Raw genomic sequence first — 20,386 nt, forward strand, 5'->3', positions numbered from 1 at the left:
TTTATTCCTTTACGTTTTCCGGATTCACTTCCCTTCGGGCGTTTTCAAGCTCCGTCTTATAAAGTCCATCTGTAATGATGGCCTCGCCCTTGTAATAGAACACATCGCCCCAACTATGGGCAATCTTCTTGTAGGTGGTCTTCACTCCATAGATGTCGACAACGGCAATGGTGATCACATCTCCACCTTTCTTTTCAGTGGTAATGGTCAGTGTATTCTCCTTGCGTTGTTCTCGGACTCTGGCAATTTCTGCCTGTTTGGCGGCCTCTTTCGCTGCCACAATGGAATCTGCACGCTCCTTTTCCTGCCTTACAGCCTCTTCTTGTTGTCGTAGTCGCTCAATACGGGCGGCTTCTTTGGCTTGAACAATGGAATCTGCCCGTGCTTGTTCGGCAAGCTGTGCCAAGCGTGTTACTTCGGCAATAGAGTCAAGTACGGCTTTCTTTTTCGCTTCTTCTGCCAATAGCGCTGCCTGAGCGGCCAAGCGCTCTGCTTCTTTAACTGAAGCAAGAGAATCTGCTACCGCTTGTTTACGCACTCGTTCCAATTCCTTGGCCAGCTCTGCTGCCACTCTAGCCGCTTCTTTTGCTGCATCAATGGAATCTTTCTCTGCCTGACGTTTTGCCGCTTCAAGCGCAGCTAAACGTTCTCGCTCAATCCTTTCTGCTTCTTTCACTGCTGCCAACGAGTCTGCCTCCGCCTTTTTACGCTGATCTTCCAATTGCTTCGCGAGTTCAGCTGCTACACGTTCCGCCTCTTTAGCAGCGTTGATGGAATCTCGGGCGGCTTGGTTTTTTGCCGCTGCCAGCGCCAATTGTTGCTCCCGCTCCAGGCGTTCTGCTTCTTTCAAGGCCGCCAGAGAATCGGCCTCGGCCTTTTTGCGTTGTTCTTCCAATTGCTTAGCAAGTTCAGCTGCCAATCGTTCGGTTTCTTTAGCCGCATTGATGGAGTCTCGCGCTGCTTGATTCTTAGCAGCAGACAATGCCAGTTGCCTTTCGCGCTCTAGCCGTTCTGCTTCTTTTGACGCTAAAAGCGAATCTTTCTCTGCCAGTTTCCTTAAACGTTCAGCTTCTTTTTCCTGTTGAAGGGCTAATTTTTCTGATTCGCGCAAGGCTGCAATGGAATCCATTTTCGCCTTCTCGCTCAATTCTTTCAATCGCTTAGCCTCCGCAATCGAGTCTTTCTTCGCTTTATCGGCAGCGGCCAACGCTTCTTGAGCCGAAAGTTGCACGTTCTTCAAGGAATCTGCCTTGGCCGCTTCTAATGCAGCCGATCGTTTCCTTTCGCGTTCGGCTTTTGCCAATTCCTCCAATTTGGCTGCTTCGCTGCTCATCTCGTCTTCGCGCTGCTTGGCAAGCTTGGCTTTCATTTTGGCCAAATGCGCCTCTACTGCTGCTATCGAATCGAGACGGTTCTGCTCTTTCGCTATGATCAAAGAATCTTGCAATCGTTGCCAGTTGGCAATGGAGTCGGCAATAAACCGTTCGCGGGCACGGGCAATCGAATCGATTATGGCTTTTTCTCTAGCAGCTGCCATTGCTTTGGCGCGTGCCTCTTCTCTTCGTTTGGCAGCTTCGGCAGCCGCGGCCTTTTCTTCCTCAATACGGCTGATGTCGCGGGTAACGCTTACAAATGCGCGTGCGCCTTCATCAAACATCACGCCTCCAGCAGTTTCCTCTCTGACCGTGTTTCCTTTATAATCCTGTCGCATACGCTGCAGATCGAGCGTAACGTTCTGTGCATATTCTCCCGTTGATCCATCAGGAACTTTCGTTACCACCGTAATGGTTCGCGTGGCATAGCCTTTCTCCGAAACGCTTACCACATACTCGGTATTCAACTCCAGCGTGGCAACAAATTTCCCTACGTTATTGGCGTAAGAATACTTCAATCCGCCATCTATCTTGAATATCTTGATCTCGGCTTCGGGCAGTATTGCTCCTTCCTTCGTAACGTTTCCATTAAGAACGAGCTTGCCCTCTTGCGCATATGATGCCAAGCTGAGCAGGATGAAAAGCAGTATGGATGCGTGTTTACCCAAAGAATCCGGAATGTTCGCCAAACGCAATACTATGCTATTTGTTATCTACCCTAAAATTGGGCTTGCAAAGTTAATAAAATGCCAATCCGCTGGTTTTTAGGAAGTCCACATGGGCGGTCCGTTTGTCGATTGGTCGCTAAATAGCTCAAATTCGTCTAAAAGTGGAAACTTCCAAGGGACGAAATCGGTAATACTCCAACCAAACAGGAAACAACCAGGTCAGCGTCAAAAACGCAAACGATCAATTTAAAGGTTAAGAAGATGAGAACAGATACGAACAGCGGAAGCGGAAAAGAAAGAATCCTGATCAAGGCAAATTATCAGTTGGTGCCAGTAAACCTTGATGACATTCTCTTTATTAAGGCGCTTAGTGACTACGTGATCATTAAGACCACTACCGGAAAATACATCACACTTTCTACCATGAAAGAAATGGTAAGCAGTCTTCCAGAAGATGTATTTGTACGGTCTCATCGGTCTTTTATCGTAAACATGGATAAGGTGTCGGCCGTTAAGGGCAGCACCATCGAAATAAGAGATAGCGAAATGCGTTTCAGTGTGCCAATTGGCAGAGCATATAAAAAAGACTTTAAGGCTTCTTTGAATGCCGCGTAGGTGGTTTCATGGGTTGTAGGTTGGAAAGCCGTGCTGGGGAGCACGGCTTTTTTTATGGTCCAAACTCGAGCAGTTTTCCTTCTAACCAGCTCAGGTCGGCCACCTTCGGGTCTTTTTTTACCCCGTCAGCAATGGCCTGGATGTTTGCCTTTTGGCCATCTGCACGCGAAAGGGAAAGCGTGTGCTTGATCAGATTGAGATACAATTTCCGTTGCTGGTCAGAAATGGTTCTATTCCGGTTTAGGAATGAGCGAAATGCCGTAGCGTGATAGAACAGCGCATCCGAATCATCCAATTCATAATATGATTTGAGCAAAATGGAGCGCGCATCCAACCGGTAGAACACATCATCCAGATCCACTTTTTGCAACTGACTGATTGCTGCGCGGAAGTTGCGCTCGTAGAAATGAAGGTTGGCCAAATTGTAGGCCAGGGCATTGGTCCGTTGCGAAAGTGGCAGAAACTGTTTGTGGCCATGAATGAACTCGCGGGCATAATCCAAATTCCCGGTCCGAAGCGCAATGGTAACCACGTTCTTAAAATCCCATTGCGATATGTTTCCGTTGCTGAATAGGGCGCCATGCTCCAAGGCCTTTTGGTAAACCGCCAGCAGCTCATTCTGAAAAACCAATCTTCCGGCATTTATTCTGCGAATACAGTAGTTGAGCAGATACTGGTAGAGGTCGGAAAGTTCTGCGCTGGATAAACGCCCGATCAGCTTTGGCACCTCATTTTTCAGCTCGTCAAAAACCGTTTCGTTATCAGGCTCGGTCAAACTCCGAATGATGAGACGATACAATTTGATATACGAACTATCATCAAAAAGTCCGGCATCCACCTGGTTCAGAATGGTTTTCAGGAAAGGGTCGTTCCATTCCTTTTTTAAGATGAAGTTCAGGTTGATCTTTTCGGCACTTATCTGCAGTTTCTTGGCCACGAAATAAAGGTCGAGATAGAGCGAGCTTTCCTCGAAAACGTCTGAAGAACGTTTTCCAGAGACCAATTCTTCCTTGGCTTTCAGCGAATGTAACTCGTGGCGATAATGAAGCGCTTCTGAATCGATATGAGCAGAATCTTCTATGCGATTCAATTCCTGATTGTAGGTTTTCTCAAATGCCCTAATACATTTCCGTTCCGACAATTCGTGCAACAGCAGCAATTGTTGTTTCCGAGCCTGCTTCGTCAGCTGTTTGTAACTCAAATACTCGTAAATGACCTTGTTGATGTCCGTGAGAAGATAGCGTATGCCTTTGTCATTGAACGGAACATTAGGATAAAGCCGCGCATGAATATCTTCCCGCGACAGCGCATTCTCATGGTGCTTTCGGAGCGCGTCAATTCCACGTAAAACGTCTTCGCGCATTCGCGGAAATCGGAACCGAACAAATCGTTTCGCCTCTTCCAATTCAGCGGTTGAAAGCTTTTCAATCAGCTCTAAGCTTATCATGTAGAAATATTAGTCCGACAAACATCCACATTTATACGTGTTAAATAAACCACATTGCTATTATAAATATCGATAGGTCAAAATAATCAGCACATTTATCAGTCCGACAAATAGAAAATAATGTGGTTTTTTATCGGAGGTGGTAACGATACATTTGGAACGTGAAACCGTCTAAAGACCAAACCCATGGAAATGACACAGCGAGTATTTAAGGGAATCAGTGGAATGATCCTGATGCTCGCCATCGGAATAGGAACGCTGAATGAAGCTGCTGCTCAATGCACGGTTAACATTTTCGTCACGCAAAATCCAAGCACTTGTTTCTCTCAGGTTGCTATTGCTGCAACAGCTTCCGATCCGGTTCAAGAATGGAGCTATTACATCGATGGACAATTGGTGAGCAACGGAAGTTCCGTCATGCTCAACTTGGAGCCAGGCACGTATCAAGCATACGTTGGAATCACTACCGATCAAGGTTGTGTTGCAACGGATCTGACCACATTCACCGTTGATGGAAACATCCTTCAGGTTGATGCTGGTGCTGATCTGCTTTTGTGTCAGGAACAGGCGGTTCTATCTGCAAACGTGACCGCTACAAACCCATATTCTGTACAATGGACGCCTGCAGGGCTTCTTGAAAATCCGACAAGTGCAAGTACGTTGATCACTCAGAATGTCTACAACCAATGGTTTATTGTTGATGTGATCGATGCTGTTACGGGTTGCATTAGCTCAGACACAATAACGGTAACGCAACAGAATCCTTTGTTCGATACACTTGATCTTTGCAGTGGTTCGGCAATCATAGACCTTGGTCCAGGAGCGAATTCTTATCAGTGGTTGAGTTGGACGGATACGGCAGGAAATAATTTTTCTCTCAACTATCCCACCTCGCAGCAATCAATCACGGCCTCCGAGCCGGGACAGTATTTCATGTATGCCGATTTTCCGGATTGTGGTGCATTGACGAGTTTGGTGACTGTCGAGGCATGTCCGCCCACCTGCTTTAATGCGTTTGCGCAAACGGTTACTACTGATCAGTGCGGTGATATTTATTCATTCGTATCAACGGGAACAGCACAAATAACTTCTTGGTCGTGGGATTTTGGAGACGGAACTACTTCCAGTTTCCCGAACCCATTTCACGTTTTCACCACAGGTACATACGAGGTTTCGCTGACAACCGTCAATTCCGATGGCTGTACTGCAGTTTCTTCGCAAACTTTTACCTCCAACAATGGTGTGTCTCTTACCATGTCAAGCGATACGGTTGCTTGTCAAGAAGCTGCCTATATGGAGGTTTTCCCGATCGGCGGCTCTGGCGATTATAGCTATTCGTGGACTCCGACACAAGGTGTTTTTTCCGACCCAACGCAGTCCATTTTTTATGTCGAAGGCGTGCATAATGAAATTTATTACGCCTACGTAACGGATAACGTGACGGGCTGCTTTGCCTACGATTCGGTAACCGTTAGCTCGTATGTGGCACATAACGAGACACTCCAACTCTGCAACGATAGTGTGTTCTTCAGCCTTGGGCCGGGGGCAAGCTTCTACAATTTAGCCCCGATTTCATTTGATCAGCAACAATATTATGGCTGGATAGATACGCCTGGTCAATATGTGTTCTATGGTCAGTTTCCGGGATGTGGAGCCATTACAAGTCAGATAACTGTAGAAGAATGTTCAACTGCATGTTCAGCAACCATTTCCAATGATGGTTTCAATTATCAGTACTGCTGGGCTTCTGTTGATTTGAATGCCACCTATTCTTCTCCGATAGACAGTGCCATTTGGGATCTTGGAAATGGCGATGTGGTTTTTGATAATGGCAGTGGAATTCCTCCCCAGTTTTATTCAGGAGGTTCTTACATCGTTCAGCTCACTGCCTATCATACTGGTGGGTGCGTAAGCACAACTAGCTATTCCATCATCCTTCTTACAGACATTGACGTTCAAATCAATGTTGGAGATACCGTTGCTTGCGCAGGACAATTATTTGTCAGTGCTACTGCAACGGGAGGCGGAGGTCAGTACGCTTATTATTGGCCAATTTCTGGAAACACTACGCCAAGCGCTGTCATTTCAGTAACGCAGAACCAATGGGTTACGGTGGAAGTGACCGACACGTACACAGGCTGTACAGCCTACGATTCTGTTTACGTATATGCCAATCAGCAGATCAACCAAACCATTGAGATGTGCGTTCCTACCGTCACGTTGGAAGTTGACCCTGGAAGCTTGATTTACAACTGGACATATACAGACGAGTTTGGAAACACTACTCAAATTCCAGAACAGACCAACCAATTAGAGGCCGTTGGCTTGGGAACATACACGTGTTTCACATACAGTTCCGGTTGTTTAAGTGTTCAACATACGTTCGAAGTCATTCTCTGTCCTACCGTATGTTATAGCGACTTCATTGCTGTTTCTAACCCTCAGCAATGTGGTTCGCTTTACGATTTTGCGGGTCAGAATTTCAGTCATCCTGTAGATAGCGTTGTTTGGAACTACGGTGACGGATCGACCTACACAGATGATGGTGTTGGTGAAACACATTTTTTCACAGGCGGGGTTTATACGGTCACGATGACCGCGTATCATTTAAGTGGCTGCGTCAGCACGTCATCGCAAACACTTACGGTCAATTCGGGTGTGACAATTGAGTTAACTGAAGACACGGTTGCGTGCAATGGAATGCTTCAGCTAAACCACACTATTTCGGGAGGAAGCGGAGGCTACATCTACCAATGGTACCCTCAAGCAGCAATGAATAGTCCAACAGCTCCTTTTCCAACAATGACAGTTACAACTGATGGTTGGGTTGAAGTTCATTTAGAAGATACGCAAACGGGCTGCACAGCAGTTGATTCGATGTACGTGTATGCCAATACCGCTATCAACGACACCTTACAATTGTGTGGAGATAGTGTTTTGCTCGTGGTTAATCCTGGTTCTCTGGTTTACAATTGGTCATACACGGATGAGTTCGGAAACACTGGTCAGGTACAGAATTTCGACAATGAGCTGCTGGCCGATGCCATTGGAACCTATATCTGCTTTACCTATTACTCAGGCTGCAATACGGTGATACATTCATTTGTGGTTGACGATTGTGCTGCGCAGAATGATGATGTTTGGCCTGGTGATGCCAACAGCGATGGGATTGTGACCAACTCGGATGCCCTTTATCTCGGTTTGGCATTCAACCAAACCGGACCAAATCGTCCTGCCGCAACCCTGAACTGGGTCGGTCAGCCTTGCCCAGATTGGACCTTCAACTTTGCGGTGAATAACGTGAACCTGAAACATGCCGATTGTGATGGAAATGGCATCATCAATTTTGATGATACATTGGCCATCGATTTCAATTACTTGAACACACATAACAAGTTTGAGGGCGTTTCAGCATCAGGAAATCCACCAATTTGGGTTGAGGCCACGCCAGACACCATTGGCTTAGAGCAGGCAATTGACATCGTGGTTCATTTAGGAACAGCATTGCAGCCAATAGATAGCTTACATGGTGTGGCTTTCACACTAACATTTGATGAGTCAAAGCTTTCACAAAATGGTCTTTCAATTGACTTCGATAATTGTGTTTTAGGAACTGTAGGTTCTGATGTTCTTACATTCCAAAAGAATCAATTCATCAATGGCGCAATTGATTTTGCGGTTACGCGAAATACACTTCAGAATTTCCAAGGTTTTGGACCAATTGTTCATGCTCGGATCGTGACAACCGACAACCTGTCTGGAGTTCATAGTGTAGTATTTGGCATTGATGGGGTTGTTGCGCTTACCGCTTCCGAAACGTTGATTGATCTATCTACAATTCCAGATACGGTTGTAATAGACCCGAATAAAGTTGGGATGGAAGAACAACAGTTGGCCAACGTAATGGTATATCCAAATCCTGCCACCGATATATTGAACGTGACCGGTTTGAAAGGAACTGGTTCAATAACGGTTGTGAACACATTAGGACAGGAAATGACCAGCATTTCTTTCCAAGGTTCCGACAGAGTGCAACTAGACCTTACTGAGTTGAACTCGGGCGTTTATTTTATTCGAATAAAATCAGAGAATGGTATTGTGACCAGAAAATTGAGGTTGATTCAGTCGTAGAATTTCAACTTTGTGTAGTAGTTGAAGGGCCGCTTTTCAGCGGCCCTTTTACGTACAGGTCAATAAGGTTGTGGTGGTTAGCCTGATTGAACTAAAAGATCACCACGCTATCTAGATAAGCAGATACACTTGCGAGTCTTACAAGACCCAGACCTTGCTTATAATAGCTGGTTGATCCAGTTCCTGCGGAATAGGACGTAACCTGCAAAAGTTCTCCATATTGACATCCATTCGGAGAATTGAAGGTTGCGGCCATGTCATCGATAACGATGGAATCGGTTGTAGCGGTCGACCATTGTTGTCCCACGGTTGGATTCGAGGGAATGTAAACTTCCTCTGCACTTAATGCAGAGTTCCAACGGAAAACCTGTCCATTAGCCTCCCGATAATAATCGTGGATAGTACCAAAAGCACCTGTAGTGACCATGTGGAAGTAATCTTGTCCATTGTTCAAGGTGGTCTCTTCGACCACCTCTAGCTGGAACCACTGGTTCGAAGGCATCGCATATATCCAATAGCTTCCAATGCTAAGTGGGAAATAAGAGCTACTACCATTTCCATCACAGATAAACTGAGGATTCAGAACAGATGTGTCGGTTATACAGGCATTACACGGTCCTCCACAATCAATTCCTGTTTCTCCTTGATTCAAAATTCCATCAAAACAGGTTCCAACCGTTGTGTCGCACGGAACACATGGCCCTCCACAATCAATTCCTTCCTCACCATTGTTCAACGCTCCGTCATAGCAAGTCTCTTCACAAGAAGACAGCACCGCAGAAACGAAGATCAAAAGGACAAATAGGCTGACCCAATCAATAATTCTGTTTGATCCTTCAGCGCTCCGCATTACAAGAAAAGAACGTTCCCTATGTTGTACAGATTAGCAACAGGATTAACACACATTGTGGCTATTTGCGCATCATTGTTTATCACCTTCTCGTGATCTGGCCCCAACACGAAACCAGAAACACTTACATCGCTATCATCTGTGAGGATCGTGATGAGGTCTGCTCCAACTTGGGAGGCATATTTGATTGTTTGCTTAGCATGGTTGCCATCAGCTTGGGCCAATTTATATTCAACCCCATTTTTTTTGAACATGTTCTCTGCCCAAGCGATGTTGTTGTTCCGCGCATTGATCAGAAACTCATCCGTCTCATGACTTGCAAATAGATGAACCATTGAACCGAAATCTTTGGCAATACTAATGGTGTGGATAACCTTTTGCTTTGTTTCTCGGCTTGAATCAATTGGAAAAACAATTGTCTTGTAACCATGGTCAGCAATATTCTTTTTCTGAACAACAATTACTGGAACAGGTGAAGAGGTAATCACTTTCACTGCCCAAGCTCCCGTAATGTGCTGCATACCTATCACGCCATGGGTTCCCATCACTATAAGCTTCGCCCCTATTTCTTCAGCAACTTCACCTATGGTGGTGAAAATTGAACCTTCCCTCAAATGAGAATCGGCTTTAACGTTATACGTTGATTTGACCTGTTGCACTTGAGCGTCCATCTTAGCATTCAGGTCATCAAGCGATTCTCCCGCCTTTTTCAATTTCGACTTTGTGTCTTTATTGACCACGTGTAACAGGCGGATCTCATCTCCAGTTACTGAAGCAAGTTTAGCTGCGTGATTAATAGCGGTATCTGCTGTTGAAGTAAAGTCAGTAGGAACAAGAATGAAAGGGTTCTTTTCGGCCATTTTAAATCAATTGTTAAGGGTGTGCTAAGGTAGATTATTTGTGTTCGAGAGAGCAGGTCAATTGTCATAAGTACTCACAATTGACCTAATTCTCTCCAAGTGCATTTGTTTGGATAGTTGCCTGTATTCCTTCCCATAGTTAGTGTGATAGGAGTGTTGTGCTAAAAAGCTTAACTGAATTCTATTCCACGATTCAATCGTTTCGACAATTTTCAACTCTCGCAACTCATGAAACAAATTGGTGGCAATAGCCTCAAAGTCTTCCCTACCAAGGTAATCTAGATCAGCATCGCAAAGAATTTGCGACAGTTGATCCTTCGGTTCTTGAGGAACTTTGGTTGCCATGATCATTCTACAGATCTGATCGACCTCTTCAGATGTAAATCCAAATTGCGGCAAAAGTTCTCTGGCAATTTCGCAACCTTTGAGCTCATGGTCCTTATGCCCATAAAGAAAACCACAATCATGATATGCAGCAGCAACCAATGCCAAGCGCAAATCGACCTCATTCAATCCTTCCGACCTTCCGATTCGCTCAGTGGCTTCCATCACGTCAATTGTATGGTGATGTCCATGATAGGTTAGGTGCGCAGGAAGTTCCTGTTCGAGTCGATCTAATATATGTTTCGTTGCGCCTTTATAATCCATCGGGCCCTAAAAGTAACAATTAAGCATTTTTCTGATTCCAACGACTGTACTTAAAATACGAAAGGCCCTTTCGGGCCTTTCAAACTATTTCAAATAATTATACGTGAACGATTCCTACTCTGCAGTTAGGGATGTTCCTTGATTCGAAACCGCATCAAGCTTAGCTTCAAAAACATTCATCATTATTTCAACCTCTGCACGAAGGGTTCCTACTTCATTTTTGCAAGCAGTTTGTCCTTCTTTAAGTTGTTCAATTTCTTCGCTTTGTTCTTTAAGGGCTTCCAATAGTATTGGAACCAAATGAGAATATTCAATAGACTTCCATCCTTCTGAATCGGTACCAACCAGCTCAGGCACGACTTTTTCGACTTCCTGTGCAATAAGTCCATACTGCAGTTTATCATCGAAGCCCATTTTAGGGAATTCATCTTTTCTCCAGTGATAAGTAACCCCATTCAGTGCCGCAACAAGTTCAGATGCATTTTCAATTCCATTGATGTCCTTTTTCAACCGCAGGTCAGAGGTTTCATTGATACCTGTCGACTTCACCTTTCCATTAATTTGCAACTTATACCCAGGAGAAACCTCTCCAATTCCAACGTTACCATCAGGTTGTATGGTTAGTGCCACTTGGTTCGAAGTAATCTGGGCTCCAGAAACGCTAGTCGCATCTCCAACATTGTTCATCAAGAAATGTAATTTTCCGACTCCATAGTTACCCGTTCTTTCGTGGTAAATGGCTGCTTTAATTTGGTCAGTGACGCCACTTTCACTATTGAATCCGATTCCAACTCCATTTACTCCAGTTTGCGTACCGTTTTTATTTCTAAGATACAATGGCAGATTAAACCCGTTGTTACTAACCTGCACCTGCAAGGCTTGAGATGGAACATTGGTTCCTACACCCACTTTTCCGTCATCTTTAACAATTAACGCGGACAGCACTGCGCCATTGTCCTTTACCTCAAAATCACCAGTGCTTTGAAGGTCAATTACAGTACTAGCAGTACTCGCGTTGGCAATAACGAATGTTTCAGCGCCATCTTGTGTGATTGTAGTCGTGGTCTGAGTTAGTGGGCCTCCAAGCTTAATGGTTGGAACTGATGCTGTACCTCCTTGAGTAAGACCATTGTCCACAGCCAAAGAAGTTACAACTCCTGTGACTGTTAAGTTACTGCCGCTGAAGGCAAGTCCAGTTCCCAATCCTATTGTCTGTGGGGTTCCAACTGCTGTTGCCCCAATCAAACCTGGAGTTACCAAATCTTGCATTTTGGCGTACGTTATCGCGTTGTCTGCCACATCATTCGTTACAACTGCACTGAATGAAGCATTACCAGCCCCTCCATGAAGAACTGTCGTTGCACTTCCTTGCCCCACAATTCCAATATTTCCAGCACTCAGTGTGATAGGTGCAGTAACTCCAGTAACTGTATTTGCATCCGAGCCCCAAGAAGGCACACCTCCAGAAACCTTTAACACCTGTCCAGCACTACCAACACCTAAACGCGCATAATCGGCACCGTTATAATATATGATGTCCCCTGATGCATCGGAACCAAGGGCAATATCAGTGCCATCAACACTATTATCCTGAATAACAGTAGCTCCTTGCGGTCCAGCAACATCTCCAGCAAGGTTACCAGTGAATCCAGTTGCAGTAAGAGTTGTTCCGCTGAAAGAAAGACCCGTGCCCAAAGAAATCTCTGATGGAGCTGCTGCTAAACCTGTTGGATTACCCAAGATGCGCGTAGCGCCAATGTCTTGAATTTTACTATACGTCACAGCGCCATTTGTAATTGTGGTGGCAAATGAACCAGTGCCACTCCCCGTAACAGGGCCAGTAAGAGTAATGGTTTGATCCCCAGTATTCGTCCCAATACTAGACCCTGAGAAGTTGAACCCGCTTAGCGTTCCAGTAGCAGAAACATTCCCAGTGGTGGAGATGTTCCCGGTAGCAGCAATACTTGAAGGAGTAATTGCACCAAGAGACAGAGAGATGGCTGGAGTGGAGGTCGGGTTTGTTACTGTTCCAGAAACCCCATTGGCAGTAGTTACGGAAACTGAGGTAACGGTTCCAGCAGTAGATGATAAAGAAATCCAATTCAAACCATCATGATATTGCAATGTTGTTCCGTTCCAACGAATGGAACCCGCTACTCCAACTGAATTATTTTGGTTTTGCAAGCGAATTGCACCTTTCACGTCCAATTTCTGCGCTGGGTTACTTTCATCAACACCAACATTCTGTGCAATGGAGACAATCGGAGACATTAACAAAACCCCTACAAGTAAACGAACTATTTTCATGGTCATTTCTTTAAATACAGTTTAAAAATTCTAACTCTTGCTTCAATGCAACTGCCTTAACGAATTAGAACAGGAATCAAACTTACAAAATCTTTTTGCTTCTTCACAAATGTCAAACCTATTTTCATAAATATTCCAATGATTATTAAGTTTTAGACTTACACTTATGAATCATTCCAATATTTATTGACTGAGTTTTACAAACACGTTATCAACATGCCCCGTCCTATACTTGGACCTGCTCGCGAGTTGTTTGATTAATTTTTATGCAAAAAAATGAAACATATGTGAAGGTGTGGTTTTCACTTTGATCATCTCACTGAAAAGATGAAATCGACAATTCTCATCTTCCTTAAATGTCAGTTCCAACTTTGCTTCCAAGAAAATCTGTAGAATACTTAGGAACTCAAGTCAGATGCTAATAGTTATGTCCCCAGACTAGAAATCGCAAAATGCAGCCTAATTAGCACGGAACACATAGCTTCGCATTACCATGGAGTACTTAAATCCGAACAATTTTTTGCTTGCCACGGAAACGATGGCCGTTGTAGATGTTCGTTCGCCACAAGAATTTGAGTCTGGACACCTTCCTGGCGCCACCAGTATTCCCTTGTTTGCTGATGACGAACGGGCCATTGTGGGAACGATTTACAAACAACAGGGTAAAAAAGATGCGATTGAAAAAGGCTTAGAGATTGTCGGTCCTAAAATGGCTGAATTGGCTAAACGGGCTGCACAAGTTGCCGTGAACGGAAATTTAGGCGTTTACTGTTGGCGCGGAGGCATGCGAAGCAACAGAATGGCGTGGCTTTTTGAGCAGGTTGGACTCAATTGCACCGTCCTTGAGGGCGGGTACAAAGCCTACAGAAATGCTGCGCTTGGTGGTTATTCTGAACTAAAAAACTTCATCGTAATTGACGGTCCAACAGGAAGTGGGAAAACCAATATTTTACATGCGCTAAAAGACTCTGGAGAGCAGATCTTGGACTTGGAAGGATTAGCAAGCCACAAAGGCTCTGCGTTCGGAAACATCGGGATGAATCCGCAGCCGACATCGCAGCAATTCCAGAATGATCTCTATCATGAATTAAGGAGTCTTAGCTTGGAAAAACGTATTTGGATAGAACGGGAAGGGATGACAATCGGTCGTGTTTATCTGCCACAGCCGCTGTGGCTGACATTACGAAGTTCTGCCGCAATTGCCATAGAGGTTCCTTTGGAAATAAGGGTCCAACGTCTAGTGGCTGACTATGGTTCGTCCTCATTCTCCTCACTAGAAACCGGAATTAAAAAACTTCAGCAAAACCTTGGCGGGCAGAATATGAAACTCGCCTTGGAACTCCTTGCAGCCGGAAAATTGGACGAGGTTGCTGAGCTACTTCTATCCTATTACGATAAACGATACTCATTCAGTAAAGACAAATACGTGGCTCGTCCACCAACTGTTCTGAAACTGAACGAAGCCAATAGCGCCATCAACGCACAACTAATGATTGACTTAGCAAACAAACTCAAACTATGAGTACAGAAGCCATAAAACTCACCCAATTTTCCCATGGTTCCGGATGTGGATGCAAAATATCACCACAGGTTTTAGCACAAATTCTTTCCAGTTCAGAGAAGGCTGCGGAATTTCCTGATCTATTGGTAGGAAATGCAACGAAAGACGATGCCGCTGTTTACCGCATAAGCGATGATCAAGCCATCATCAGTACCACGGACTTCTTTATGCCAATTGTAGATGACGCATTCCAATTTGGAGGAATTGCTTCGGCCAATGCGCTTTCAGACGTTTATGCTATGGGCGGAAAACCGTTGATGGCAATCGCTATCTTGGGTTGGCCGTTGGATAGGATTCCCACGGATGTTGCACAACAGGTCATGGAGGGCGCTAGGTCTATTTGCGCCAAGGCAAACATACCATTGGCCGGTGGTCACAGCATCGATTCGCCCGAACCAATATTTGGTCTTTCGGTAACTGGTTCAGTCAACATCTCAAATCTGAAAAGAAACGACAATGCTCAGGTTGGCGATTCCATATATATAACCAAGCCGCTAGGTGTTGGCATTTTGAGTGCAGCACAAAAGCGCGGAAAGGCAGTTGCGAAAGACCATGAAATGGCCGTTAAGCAAATGCTGAAACTAAACACTTTTGGAGCTGTCGCTTCGGTACTGAATGGCGTTTCTGCCATGACTGATGTGACTGGTTTTGGTTTGATGGGACATTTGATTGAAGTGTGCGAAGGAAGTAGTGTTTCTGCAGAGATTAATTATTCTAAAGTGCCGCTTTTAGAAAACCTGAAAACGTACCTGGATCAATTCATTTATCCAGATATGACCATGAAGAACTTTAGCAGCTATTCATCTAAGACTTCCACTTTGGGCGGAGAACAGCTTTTCACTCTTTGCGATCCACAAACAAGTGGCGGCTTGCTGATATGTGTTAACCCTGAAGCTGAAATAGAGTTTCTCGCCTTGGCCAAAGAAGAAAATCAGCCCGTTTGGAGAATTGGATTGATAACTGACTTGAAGGAAAAAATCGTTTCTGTGCTGAACGGTTGAATTCCATAAAGAATGTTAGATCGATTCTTATCCATAAACACAGACCTGATTTTTACGTTAGCATTTGCAAAACATCGGTATCATTACCGCCCAAAATAATTTCAATCTCCTAAACACATGAATCAATTCAATCGAATTCTGCCTGTTATTCTCTGCGGAGCGCTCGGTTTTAATACAGCCTTCTCTCAAGACGCATCTCTTAAAGGATGGCAAATGAAAGATCCTTCCGAAGGAACATATGGTGTGGGGGCAGAAAAAGCATACGACTTGCTTAAGGATCGCAAACCAACGCGTGTGGTTGTGGCCATTTTGGATTCTGGTGTAGACACGGATCATGAAGATCTGAAAGCCAACATCTGGGTGAACGAAGACGAGATTGCTGGCAACGGCATTGACGATGACAAAAACGGCTACGTAGACGACATCAATGGTTGGAATTTTCTAGGAAATGAAGACGGAAAGAATTTGGATGAGGCTAACTTGGAAATAACGCGCATCTACAGAAAACTGGCACCTAAGTTTCAGAGCGTTGAATCAGAAAAATCTGTTGCTAAAACTGACCGTTCTGATTACAGTCTTTTCAAAAAGGCCGAAACAGAAATCCTGAAGGAATTGAATGATGCGGCTGCTGAATTTGGACAGATCGATGGTTTTTTGACCGTTTACATGGCAGCAGACAGTGCCGCCAAAGCACAGTTTGGCGATGAATATTCAGCGGAAAACATCCAATCGTGGCAACCGGAATCTGATGGCAATAAACTGTATCAAAGTATTCTGGCTGGTCTTTCTCAAGACCCTAACTTCTCAAAAGAGGCATTGGAGAAATACCACGATTACCTGAAGGACAAATTAGAATATCACTACAATCCACAGTTCGTAGATCGTTCACTCATCGGTGATGATCCCTATAACATGGAAGAGCGTTTTTACGGAAATAATGATGTTTCTGCACCACATGACGATCACGGAACACACGTTGCAGGAATTGTTGGTGCCATCAACGGAAACGGAATTGGAATGGACGGCATCTGCAAGAACGTGGAACTGATGATTGTGCGGACCGTGCCTAATGGTGATGAGTTTGACAAGGATGTGGCAAACGCCATTCGATATGCCGCTGACAATGGAGCTCACATCATCAACATGAGTTTTGGTAAAGCCTATTCTCCAGATTTCGAAGCTGTTCAGCAGGCAATTAAATATGCAGAAGGTAAAGGCGTGTTGATGATTCACGCTGCGGGTAATGATGCTGAGAACCTCGATAAAGCGGCCAATTTCCCCGATCCTGATTACACGTTTCAAAAAGAACCGTGCTCCACATGGTTGACCATTGGCGCATCAGCATCAACGGGTGATGAACATCTCGTTGGCGTTTTCTCAAATTACGGGAAGAAAACGGTCGATCTATTCTCGCCAGGCGTTAGCATTTATTCCACCAAACCGAATAACACTTACGAGTTTGAGGACGGAACAAGTATGGCCGCACCAGTCGTAAGTGGCGTTGCTGCATTGATCAAATCGTATTTCCCAGAAATTACGGCCGTTCAATTAAAAGAGCTTTTGCTCGAATCAAGCAACAAATACCCGAAGCTTTCGGTGCTTCTTCCAGACCCAGAATACCAGCAAAACAAATCCACTAAATTCAAGAAATTGTCAAGCAACGGAGGCGTAGTTAATGCTTACAATGCAGCAAAGTTGGCTTTAACACTTTACGCAAAATAAGATATCGGTTTCTTTTTCGTTACCTTAGGATAACCTTAATCGTAATCCATGAAAAAGTTACTCGCTGTTATTGCTGGTCTTGCTGTTGCTTTTGTGCTTATTACAGCAGGGACTTTTGCGTCTGCCAAGTTTTTTGGAAGCCTTGAGGTCTTCAGTCCTTCACTCGATGGAGCGAAAGAGTTGGTTAGAAGTCTTTCTGATATTGGACTCATCCTTGTCATCGTATCGCATGCCATCGGATCTCTTGCTGGTGGCGTTATGGTCGGTTGGATTTTGAAGGATGATACAATGAATGTCGGACTTACTCTTGGAGCAATCATGACCATTCTCGGCTTCGTTAATATGACGCTGATTCCTACGTATCCAGAATGGTTCTATTTAGATTTCATCGTGTTCATTCCCTTGTCTATGTTTGGAGCCAATTACACCTCCAAACTTTAGACTGATTCATGCAGACAGAGAATTTGATTGTTGGCCTCGGAATCGCTGGCCTGAATCTCTGTCATCAACTCGAAAAGGCGGGAAAGTCGTTCATCGTCATCGATAATTGCCCAACTAATTCTGCTTCGCTGATTGCTGGCGGTATTTACAATCCTGTGGTCTTCAAGCGCAAGCTTAAAAGTTGGAAAGCTGATGTTCTCATTCCGACCTTAGTTGAGGCGTATGATGAGATAGACGCTCGATTGAATATTACATCACTACACCATCAATTCCCTATCCTCAAGCCAATAACATCTATTGATGACCTTGGACAATGGCAACGGGTAATTCAGGAAGAACGGCTCATTCCATATGTCGAATCAATCGAAATGGGTTCTCCGGAAGGACCTTTTAAAGAAGGAATTATTGCAAATACAACCATTCAGAATGGTGGATTTCTAAGAATTGGAAAGACACTTTTGGCCTATCGCGATTACTTGAAAAAGAAGGGATTGTTGATTCAAGACGCCTTTGATTATTCCGATCTTCACGTCAATGCTTCTAGGGTTGAATACAAAGACATACTTGCTAATCGGATTATATTCTCTGAAGGTCGTTTTATCTCCGAAAATCCCTATTTCAGCTGGGTGCCATTCAAGCCTACAAAAGGTCAGATTCTCACTGTTAAAACCGATGGCTCACTAACTGCGGATAGAATCTACAATCATCAGTTTCTTTTGTTCCCAACTGAACAGAAAGACGTGTTCAAACTTGGCGCTACGTACGAATGGGACAGATTGGATGAAATTCCAACCAACGCATCAACGGACGAGTTGCTTTCCAAAGCAGAAAAGGTTCTGAACGTAAAAGTCGAGGTGCTCGAAGAAAAGGCCGCCATTCGCCCAACGGTTGTGGATAGACGGCCAGTACTTGGCGCTCATCCCGAATACAAAAACATCTTCCTATTTAACGGAATGGGAACGAAAGGGGTGATGATTGCGCCCTATTTCGCAAAGCAATTGGTCGATTTCATCTACACTCATCAGGAACTTGACTCGGAAGTTAGCTTGAACCGATTTCTTCGCAGGCACTATAAGAAAGAGTGAATTCCGAGTTCTTTCTGAATTGCTGATTTCAACTTCAATTTCACTTCTTCTTCGTTCACAACCATTCTTAATTCCTGCTGCATAGAAGTAACAGCCTTATCGTCAATTCCGCACGGAATAATGTGCTTGTAATACTCTAAATCTGTATTCACATTCAGCGCAAAGCCATGCATCGTCACCCAGCGGCTGGTGTGCATCCCGAAGGCACAGATTTTGCGTGCCTTTTCAGCATGTTCCCAATCGATCCAAACGCCCGTAAAACCTTTGGGCCCTCGACCTGCTTCAATTCCATACTCAGCTAACGTAGCGATGATGGCATCTTCCAGTTTATCAATGAATTTATGGATGTCGTGGAAGAAAAAATCAAGGTCAAAAATCGGGTAGCCAACTATCTGACCAGGACCGTGATAAGTAATATCACCTCCGCGATTGATGTGGTAAAATTCCGCGCCATGAAGCTTCAGCTCACTTTGGTTCAGAAGTAAGTTTTCTTCGTTTCCGCTCTTACCCAATGTGTACACATTCGGGTGAGAACAGAAGATAAGCCGACTTTCAGTGGGGTTTTCGAGTTGGGGATTGAGCTTGTTCCACTTCTTTCTATCGGTCATTTCGTGAAACTGACCAAGCTGATAATCCCAACATTCCTTGTAAGGAACGAGGCCTTTGTCTTCGAAAAAGACCTTATGAGTCATCAGAGTTTTGCGAGTTCTCCTTTTAGGTGATCTATCACCTTCACTTCTGTCTCGTCAATGCCTTTTTTCTCGGCCAAGAAATACGTAATCCAGTCACCAATATGAATCAGATAGAGTGATCGTTGAAGGTCGCTTTCTCCTTTCGACCAAATCTCAACAGTTGTATTTGTATACTCTGCAAAAGTTCCTTTGTTGATGTCCATTCGTGCCTGAATTCGCTTGAAATCAGATTCATTTCTGAATAACACAACCGCCAAATCATCATTCTTGGTTCTCCAACCAACCAGCTCATTATGGTTCATTTCTGGAACTACATGATGCCAGCAAAGCATTTTACTGTTCTCGTTTATCTGCTGGCGAAATCGAGTAGCAACACCACCAAAACCATCAGCAGCATAGATCACCGGAATCTTCCCAAACAGTTTTTCAGTTACTTCCAATGCCTCTTTTTGGATAGCCGATTCGTTGTCGTCCAAAAGCTTCATTCCGGCTTCCAGTTCTTTCTCGAATTTCTTCGAAATGATGCCGTGTGCATGAAGCGCGTAAAGTACTTCGGGGAAGGAAAGTCCAAAACTTGCGCGTGGCGGCTGACCACCTGGAATTTCAATGAAATCCCAGTGATGTTTATCGGCCATCTCCTTCAGCTTTCCACCACTGGAAATGACAACGATCTTCGCGCCTTTTTCGTGCGCCAATTCTGTGGCGCTTAACGTCTCTTCGGTATTTCCTGAATAGGAACACGCAATAAAAAGTGTTTCGTCATCCACAAAACCCGGAACGAAATAACCATTATTGGTCGTTATCGGAATTCCCGCTTCCGAAGCCACTACTTCCGCAGCAATCGTTCCTCCAATTCCAGAGCCACCAAGGCCCGAAATAAGCACGTTAGACAGCTTTCGTCTTTTCTCCGTTGGAGAATAGGCATTGCCAATAACAATCGCGTGAGCAATCTGATTTGTGAAGTCTTTTATGAGTTCTTTCATGG

The 20,386-nt window shown here is 44.5% G+C and carries 15 protein-coding genes; 7 read left to right on the top strand and 8 right to left on the bottom strand.

Annotated features, from left to right (window positions below; translation table 11 throughout):
- Position 1: 1 nt before the first annotated feature.
- A complete protein-coding gene (locus K9J17_01640) occupies positions 2 to 2,062 on the bottom strand; it encodes a hypothetical protein (protein ID MCF8275409.1) in 2,061 nt (686 codons plus the stop codon).
- A gap of 240 nt (positions 2,063 to 2,302) precedes the next feature.
- Between K9J17_01640 and K9J17_01645 the strand changes: the two genes are divergently transcribed.
- Positions 2,303 to 2,656 (top strand): LytTR family transcriptional regulator, encoded by a 354-nt coding sequence (locus tag K9J17_01645; protein ID MCF8275410.1) that lies wholly within the window; start codon positions 2,303 to 2,305, stop codon positions 2,654 to 2,656.
- A 52-nt stretch (positions 2,657 to 2,708) separates the two neighbouring features.
- Here the strand turns inward: K9J17_01645 and K9J17_01650 are convergent, their stop codons facing one another.
- Entirely contained in the window at positions 2,709 to 4,103 is a 1,395-nt protein-coding gene (locus K9J17_01650) for a hypothetical protein (GenBank protein ID MCF8275411.1), read from the bottom strand.
- A 192-nt stretch (positions 4,104 to 4,295) separates the two neighbouring features.
- Between K9J17_01650 and K9J17_01655 the strand changes: the two genes are divergently transcribed.
- On the top strand, positions 4,296 to 8,234 hold the full coding sequence (locus tag K9J17_01655) for a T9SS type A sorting domain-containing protein (protein ID MCF8275412.1): 3,939 nt from the start codon (positions 4,296 to 4,298) through the stop codon (positions 8,232 to 8,234).
- A gap of 91 nt (positions 8,235 to 8,325) precedes the next feature.
- Here K9J17_01655 and K9J17_01660 read toward each other — a convergent pair whose 3' ends face one another.
- The 4 genes from K9J17_01660 to K9J17_01675 form a co-directional block, all read right to left on the bottom strand.
- Entirely contained in the window at positions 8,326 to 9,084 is a 759-nt protein-coding gene (locus tag K9J17_01660; GenBank protein MCF8275413.1) for a hypothetical protein, read from the bottom strand.
- Positions 9,084 to 9,944, bottom strand: coding sequence for a universal stress protein (locus K9J17_01665; GenBank protein MCF8275414.1), 861 nt, complete (start codon positions 9,942 to 9,944; stop codon positions 9,084 to 9,086). Before K9J17_01665 ends, K9J17_01660 begins: the two co-directional genes overlap by 1 nt.
- Before the next feature lie 57 nt (positions 9,945 to 10,001).
- On the bottom strand, positions 10,002 to 10,592 hold the full coding sequence (locus tag K9J17_01670) for an HD domain-containing protein (protein ID MCF8275415.1): 591 nt from the start codon (positions 10,590 to 10,592) through the stop codon (positions 10,002 to 10,004).
- Positions 10,593 to 10,706: 114 nt separating this feature from the next.
- Positions 10,707 to 12,899: a tail fiber domain-containing protein gene (locus K9J17_01675; GenBank protein MCF8275416.1), complete on the bottom strand. Its 2,193-nt coding sequence runs from the start codon at positions 12,897 to 12,899 to the stop codon at positions 10,707 to 10,709.
- A 493-nt stretch (positions 12,900 to 13,392) separates the two neighbouring features.
- Between K9J17_01675 and mnmH the strand changes: the two genes are divergently transcribed.
- The 5 genes from mnmH (at position 13,393) to K9J17_01700 (ending at position 18,709) form a co-directional block, all read left to right on the top strand.
- Positions 13,393 to 14,421, top strand: a complete 1,029-nt coding sequence (gene mnmH, locus K9J17_01680; GenBank protein MCF8275417.1) for a tRNA 2-selenouridine(34) synthase MnmH — start codon at positions 13,393 to 13,395, stop codon at positions 14,419 to 14,421.
- Positions 14,418 to 15,461, top strand: coding sequence for a selenide, water dikinase SelD (gene selD / locus K9J17_01685; protein MCF8275418.1), 1,044 nt, complete (start codon positions 14,418 to 14,420; stop codon positions 15,459 to 15,461). Before mnmH ends, selD begins: the two co-directional genes overlap by 4 nt.
- Positions 15,462 to 15,578: 117 nt before the next feature.
- Positions 15,579 to 17,183 carry a S8 family peptidase gene (locus tag K9J17_01690; GenBank protein MCF8275419.1) on the top strand — a complete coding sequence of 535 codons (1,605 nt, stop codon included), beginning with the start codon at positions 15,579 to 15,581 and terminating at the stop codon, positions 17,181 to 17,183.
- Positions 17,184 to 17,231: 48 nt separating this feature from the next.
- Entirely contained in the window at positions 17,232 to 17,624 is a 393-nt protein-coding gene (locus tag K9J17_01695) for a hypothetical protein (GenBank protein ID MCF8275420.1), read from the top strand.
- A gap of 8 nt (positions 17,625 to 17,632) precedes the next feature.
- The gene (locus tag K9J17_01700) at positions 17,633 to 18,709 is read left to right on the top strand and encodes an FAD-binding oxidoreductase (protein MCF8275421.1); all 1,077 of its coding nucleotides are present in this window, start codon (positions 17,633 to 17,635) and stop codon (positions 18,707 to 18,709) included.
- On the opposite strand, the gene lipB is transcribed toward K9J17_01700, so the two are convergent.
- Positions 18,694 to 19,401, bottom strand: a complete 708-nt coding sequence (lipB, locus tag K9J17_01705) for a lipoyl(octanoyl) transferase LipB (GenBank protein ID MCF8275422.1) — start codon at positions 19,399 to 19,401, stop codon at positions 18,694 to 18,696. The two genes, K9J17_01700 and lipB, sit on opposite strands and share 16 nt — an antisense overlap.
- Positions 19,401 to 20,384, bottom strand: coding sequence for a bifunctional phosphoglucose/phosphomannose isomerase (locus tag K9J17_01710; protein ID MCF8275423.1), 984 nt, complete (start codon positions 20,382 to 20,384; stop codon positions 19,401 to 19,403). Before K9J17_01710 ends, lipB begins: the two co-directional genes overlap by 1 nt.
- Between the last annotated feature and the right edge of the window lie 2 nt (positions 20,385 to 20,386).

The sequence above is a fragment of the Flavobacteriales bacterium genome (assembly GCA_021739695.1).
GTDB lineage: Bacteria > Bacteroidota > Bacteroidia > UBA10329 > UBA10329 > UBA10329.

What these genes read in the sequence shown, in the direction of transcription:
- K9J17_01645 (MCF8275410.1), top strand. Translation starts at nt 2,303, where the DNA reads ATGAGAACAGATACGAACAGCGGAAGCGGAAAAGAAAGAATCCTGATC.
- K9J17_01650 (MCF8275411.1), bottom strand. Translation starts at nt 4,103, where the DNA reads ATGATAAGCTTAGAGCTGATTGAAAAGCTTTCAACCGCTGAATTGGAA.
- K9J17_01655 (MCF8275412.1), top strand. Translation starts at nt 4,296, where the DNA reads ATGACACAGCGAGTATTTAAGGGAATCAGTGGAATGATCCTGATGCTC.
- K9J17_01660 (MCF8275413.1), bottom strand. Translation starts at nt 9,084, where the DNA reads ATGCGGAGCGCTGAAGGATCAAACAGAATTATTGATTGGGTCAGCCTA.
- K9J17_01665 (MCF8275414.1), bottom strand. Translation starts at nt 9,944, where the DNA reads ATGGCCGAAAAGAACCCTTTCATTCTTGTTCCTACTGACTTTACTTCA.
- K9J17_01670 (MCF8275415.1), bottom strand. Translation starts at nt 10,592, where the DNA reads ATGGATTATAAAGGCGCAACGAAACATATATTAGATCGACTCGAACAG.
- K9J17_01675 (MCF8275416.1), bottom strand. Translation starts at nt 12,899, where the DNA reads ATGAAAATAGTTCGTTTACTTGTAGGGGTTTTGTTAATGTCTCCGATT.
- mnmH (MCF8275417.1), top strand. Translation starts at nt 13,393, where the DNA reads ATGGAGTACTTAAATCCGAACAATTTTTTGCTTGCCACGGAAACGATG.
- selD (MCF8275418.1), top strand. Translation starts at nt 14,418, where the DNA reads ATGAGTACAGAAGCCATAAAACTCACCCAATTTTCCCATGGTTCCGGA.
- K9J17_01690 (MCF8275419.1), top strand. Translation starts at nt 15,579, where the DNA reads ATGAATCAATTCAATCGAATTCTGCCTGTTATTCTCTGCGGAGCGCTC.
- K9J17_01695 (MCF8275420.1), top strand. Translation starts at nt 17,232, where the DNA reads ATGAAAAAGTTACTCGCTGTTATTGCTGGTCTTGCTGTTGCTTTTGTG.
- K9J17_01700 (MCF8275421.1), top strand. Translation starts at nt 17,633, where the DNA reads ATGCAGACAGAGAATTTGATTGTTGGCCTCGGAATCGCTGGCCTGAAT.
- lipB (MCF8275422.1), bottom strand. Translation starts at nt 19,401, where the DNA reads ATGACTCATAAGGTCTTTTTCGAAGACAAAGGCCTCGTTCCTTACAAG.
- K9J17_01710 (MCF8275423.1), bottom strand. Translation starts at nt 20,384, where the DNA reads ATGAAAGAACTCATAAAAGACTTCACAAATCAGATTGCTCACGCGATT.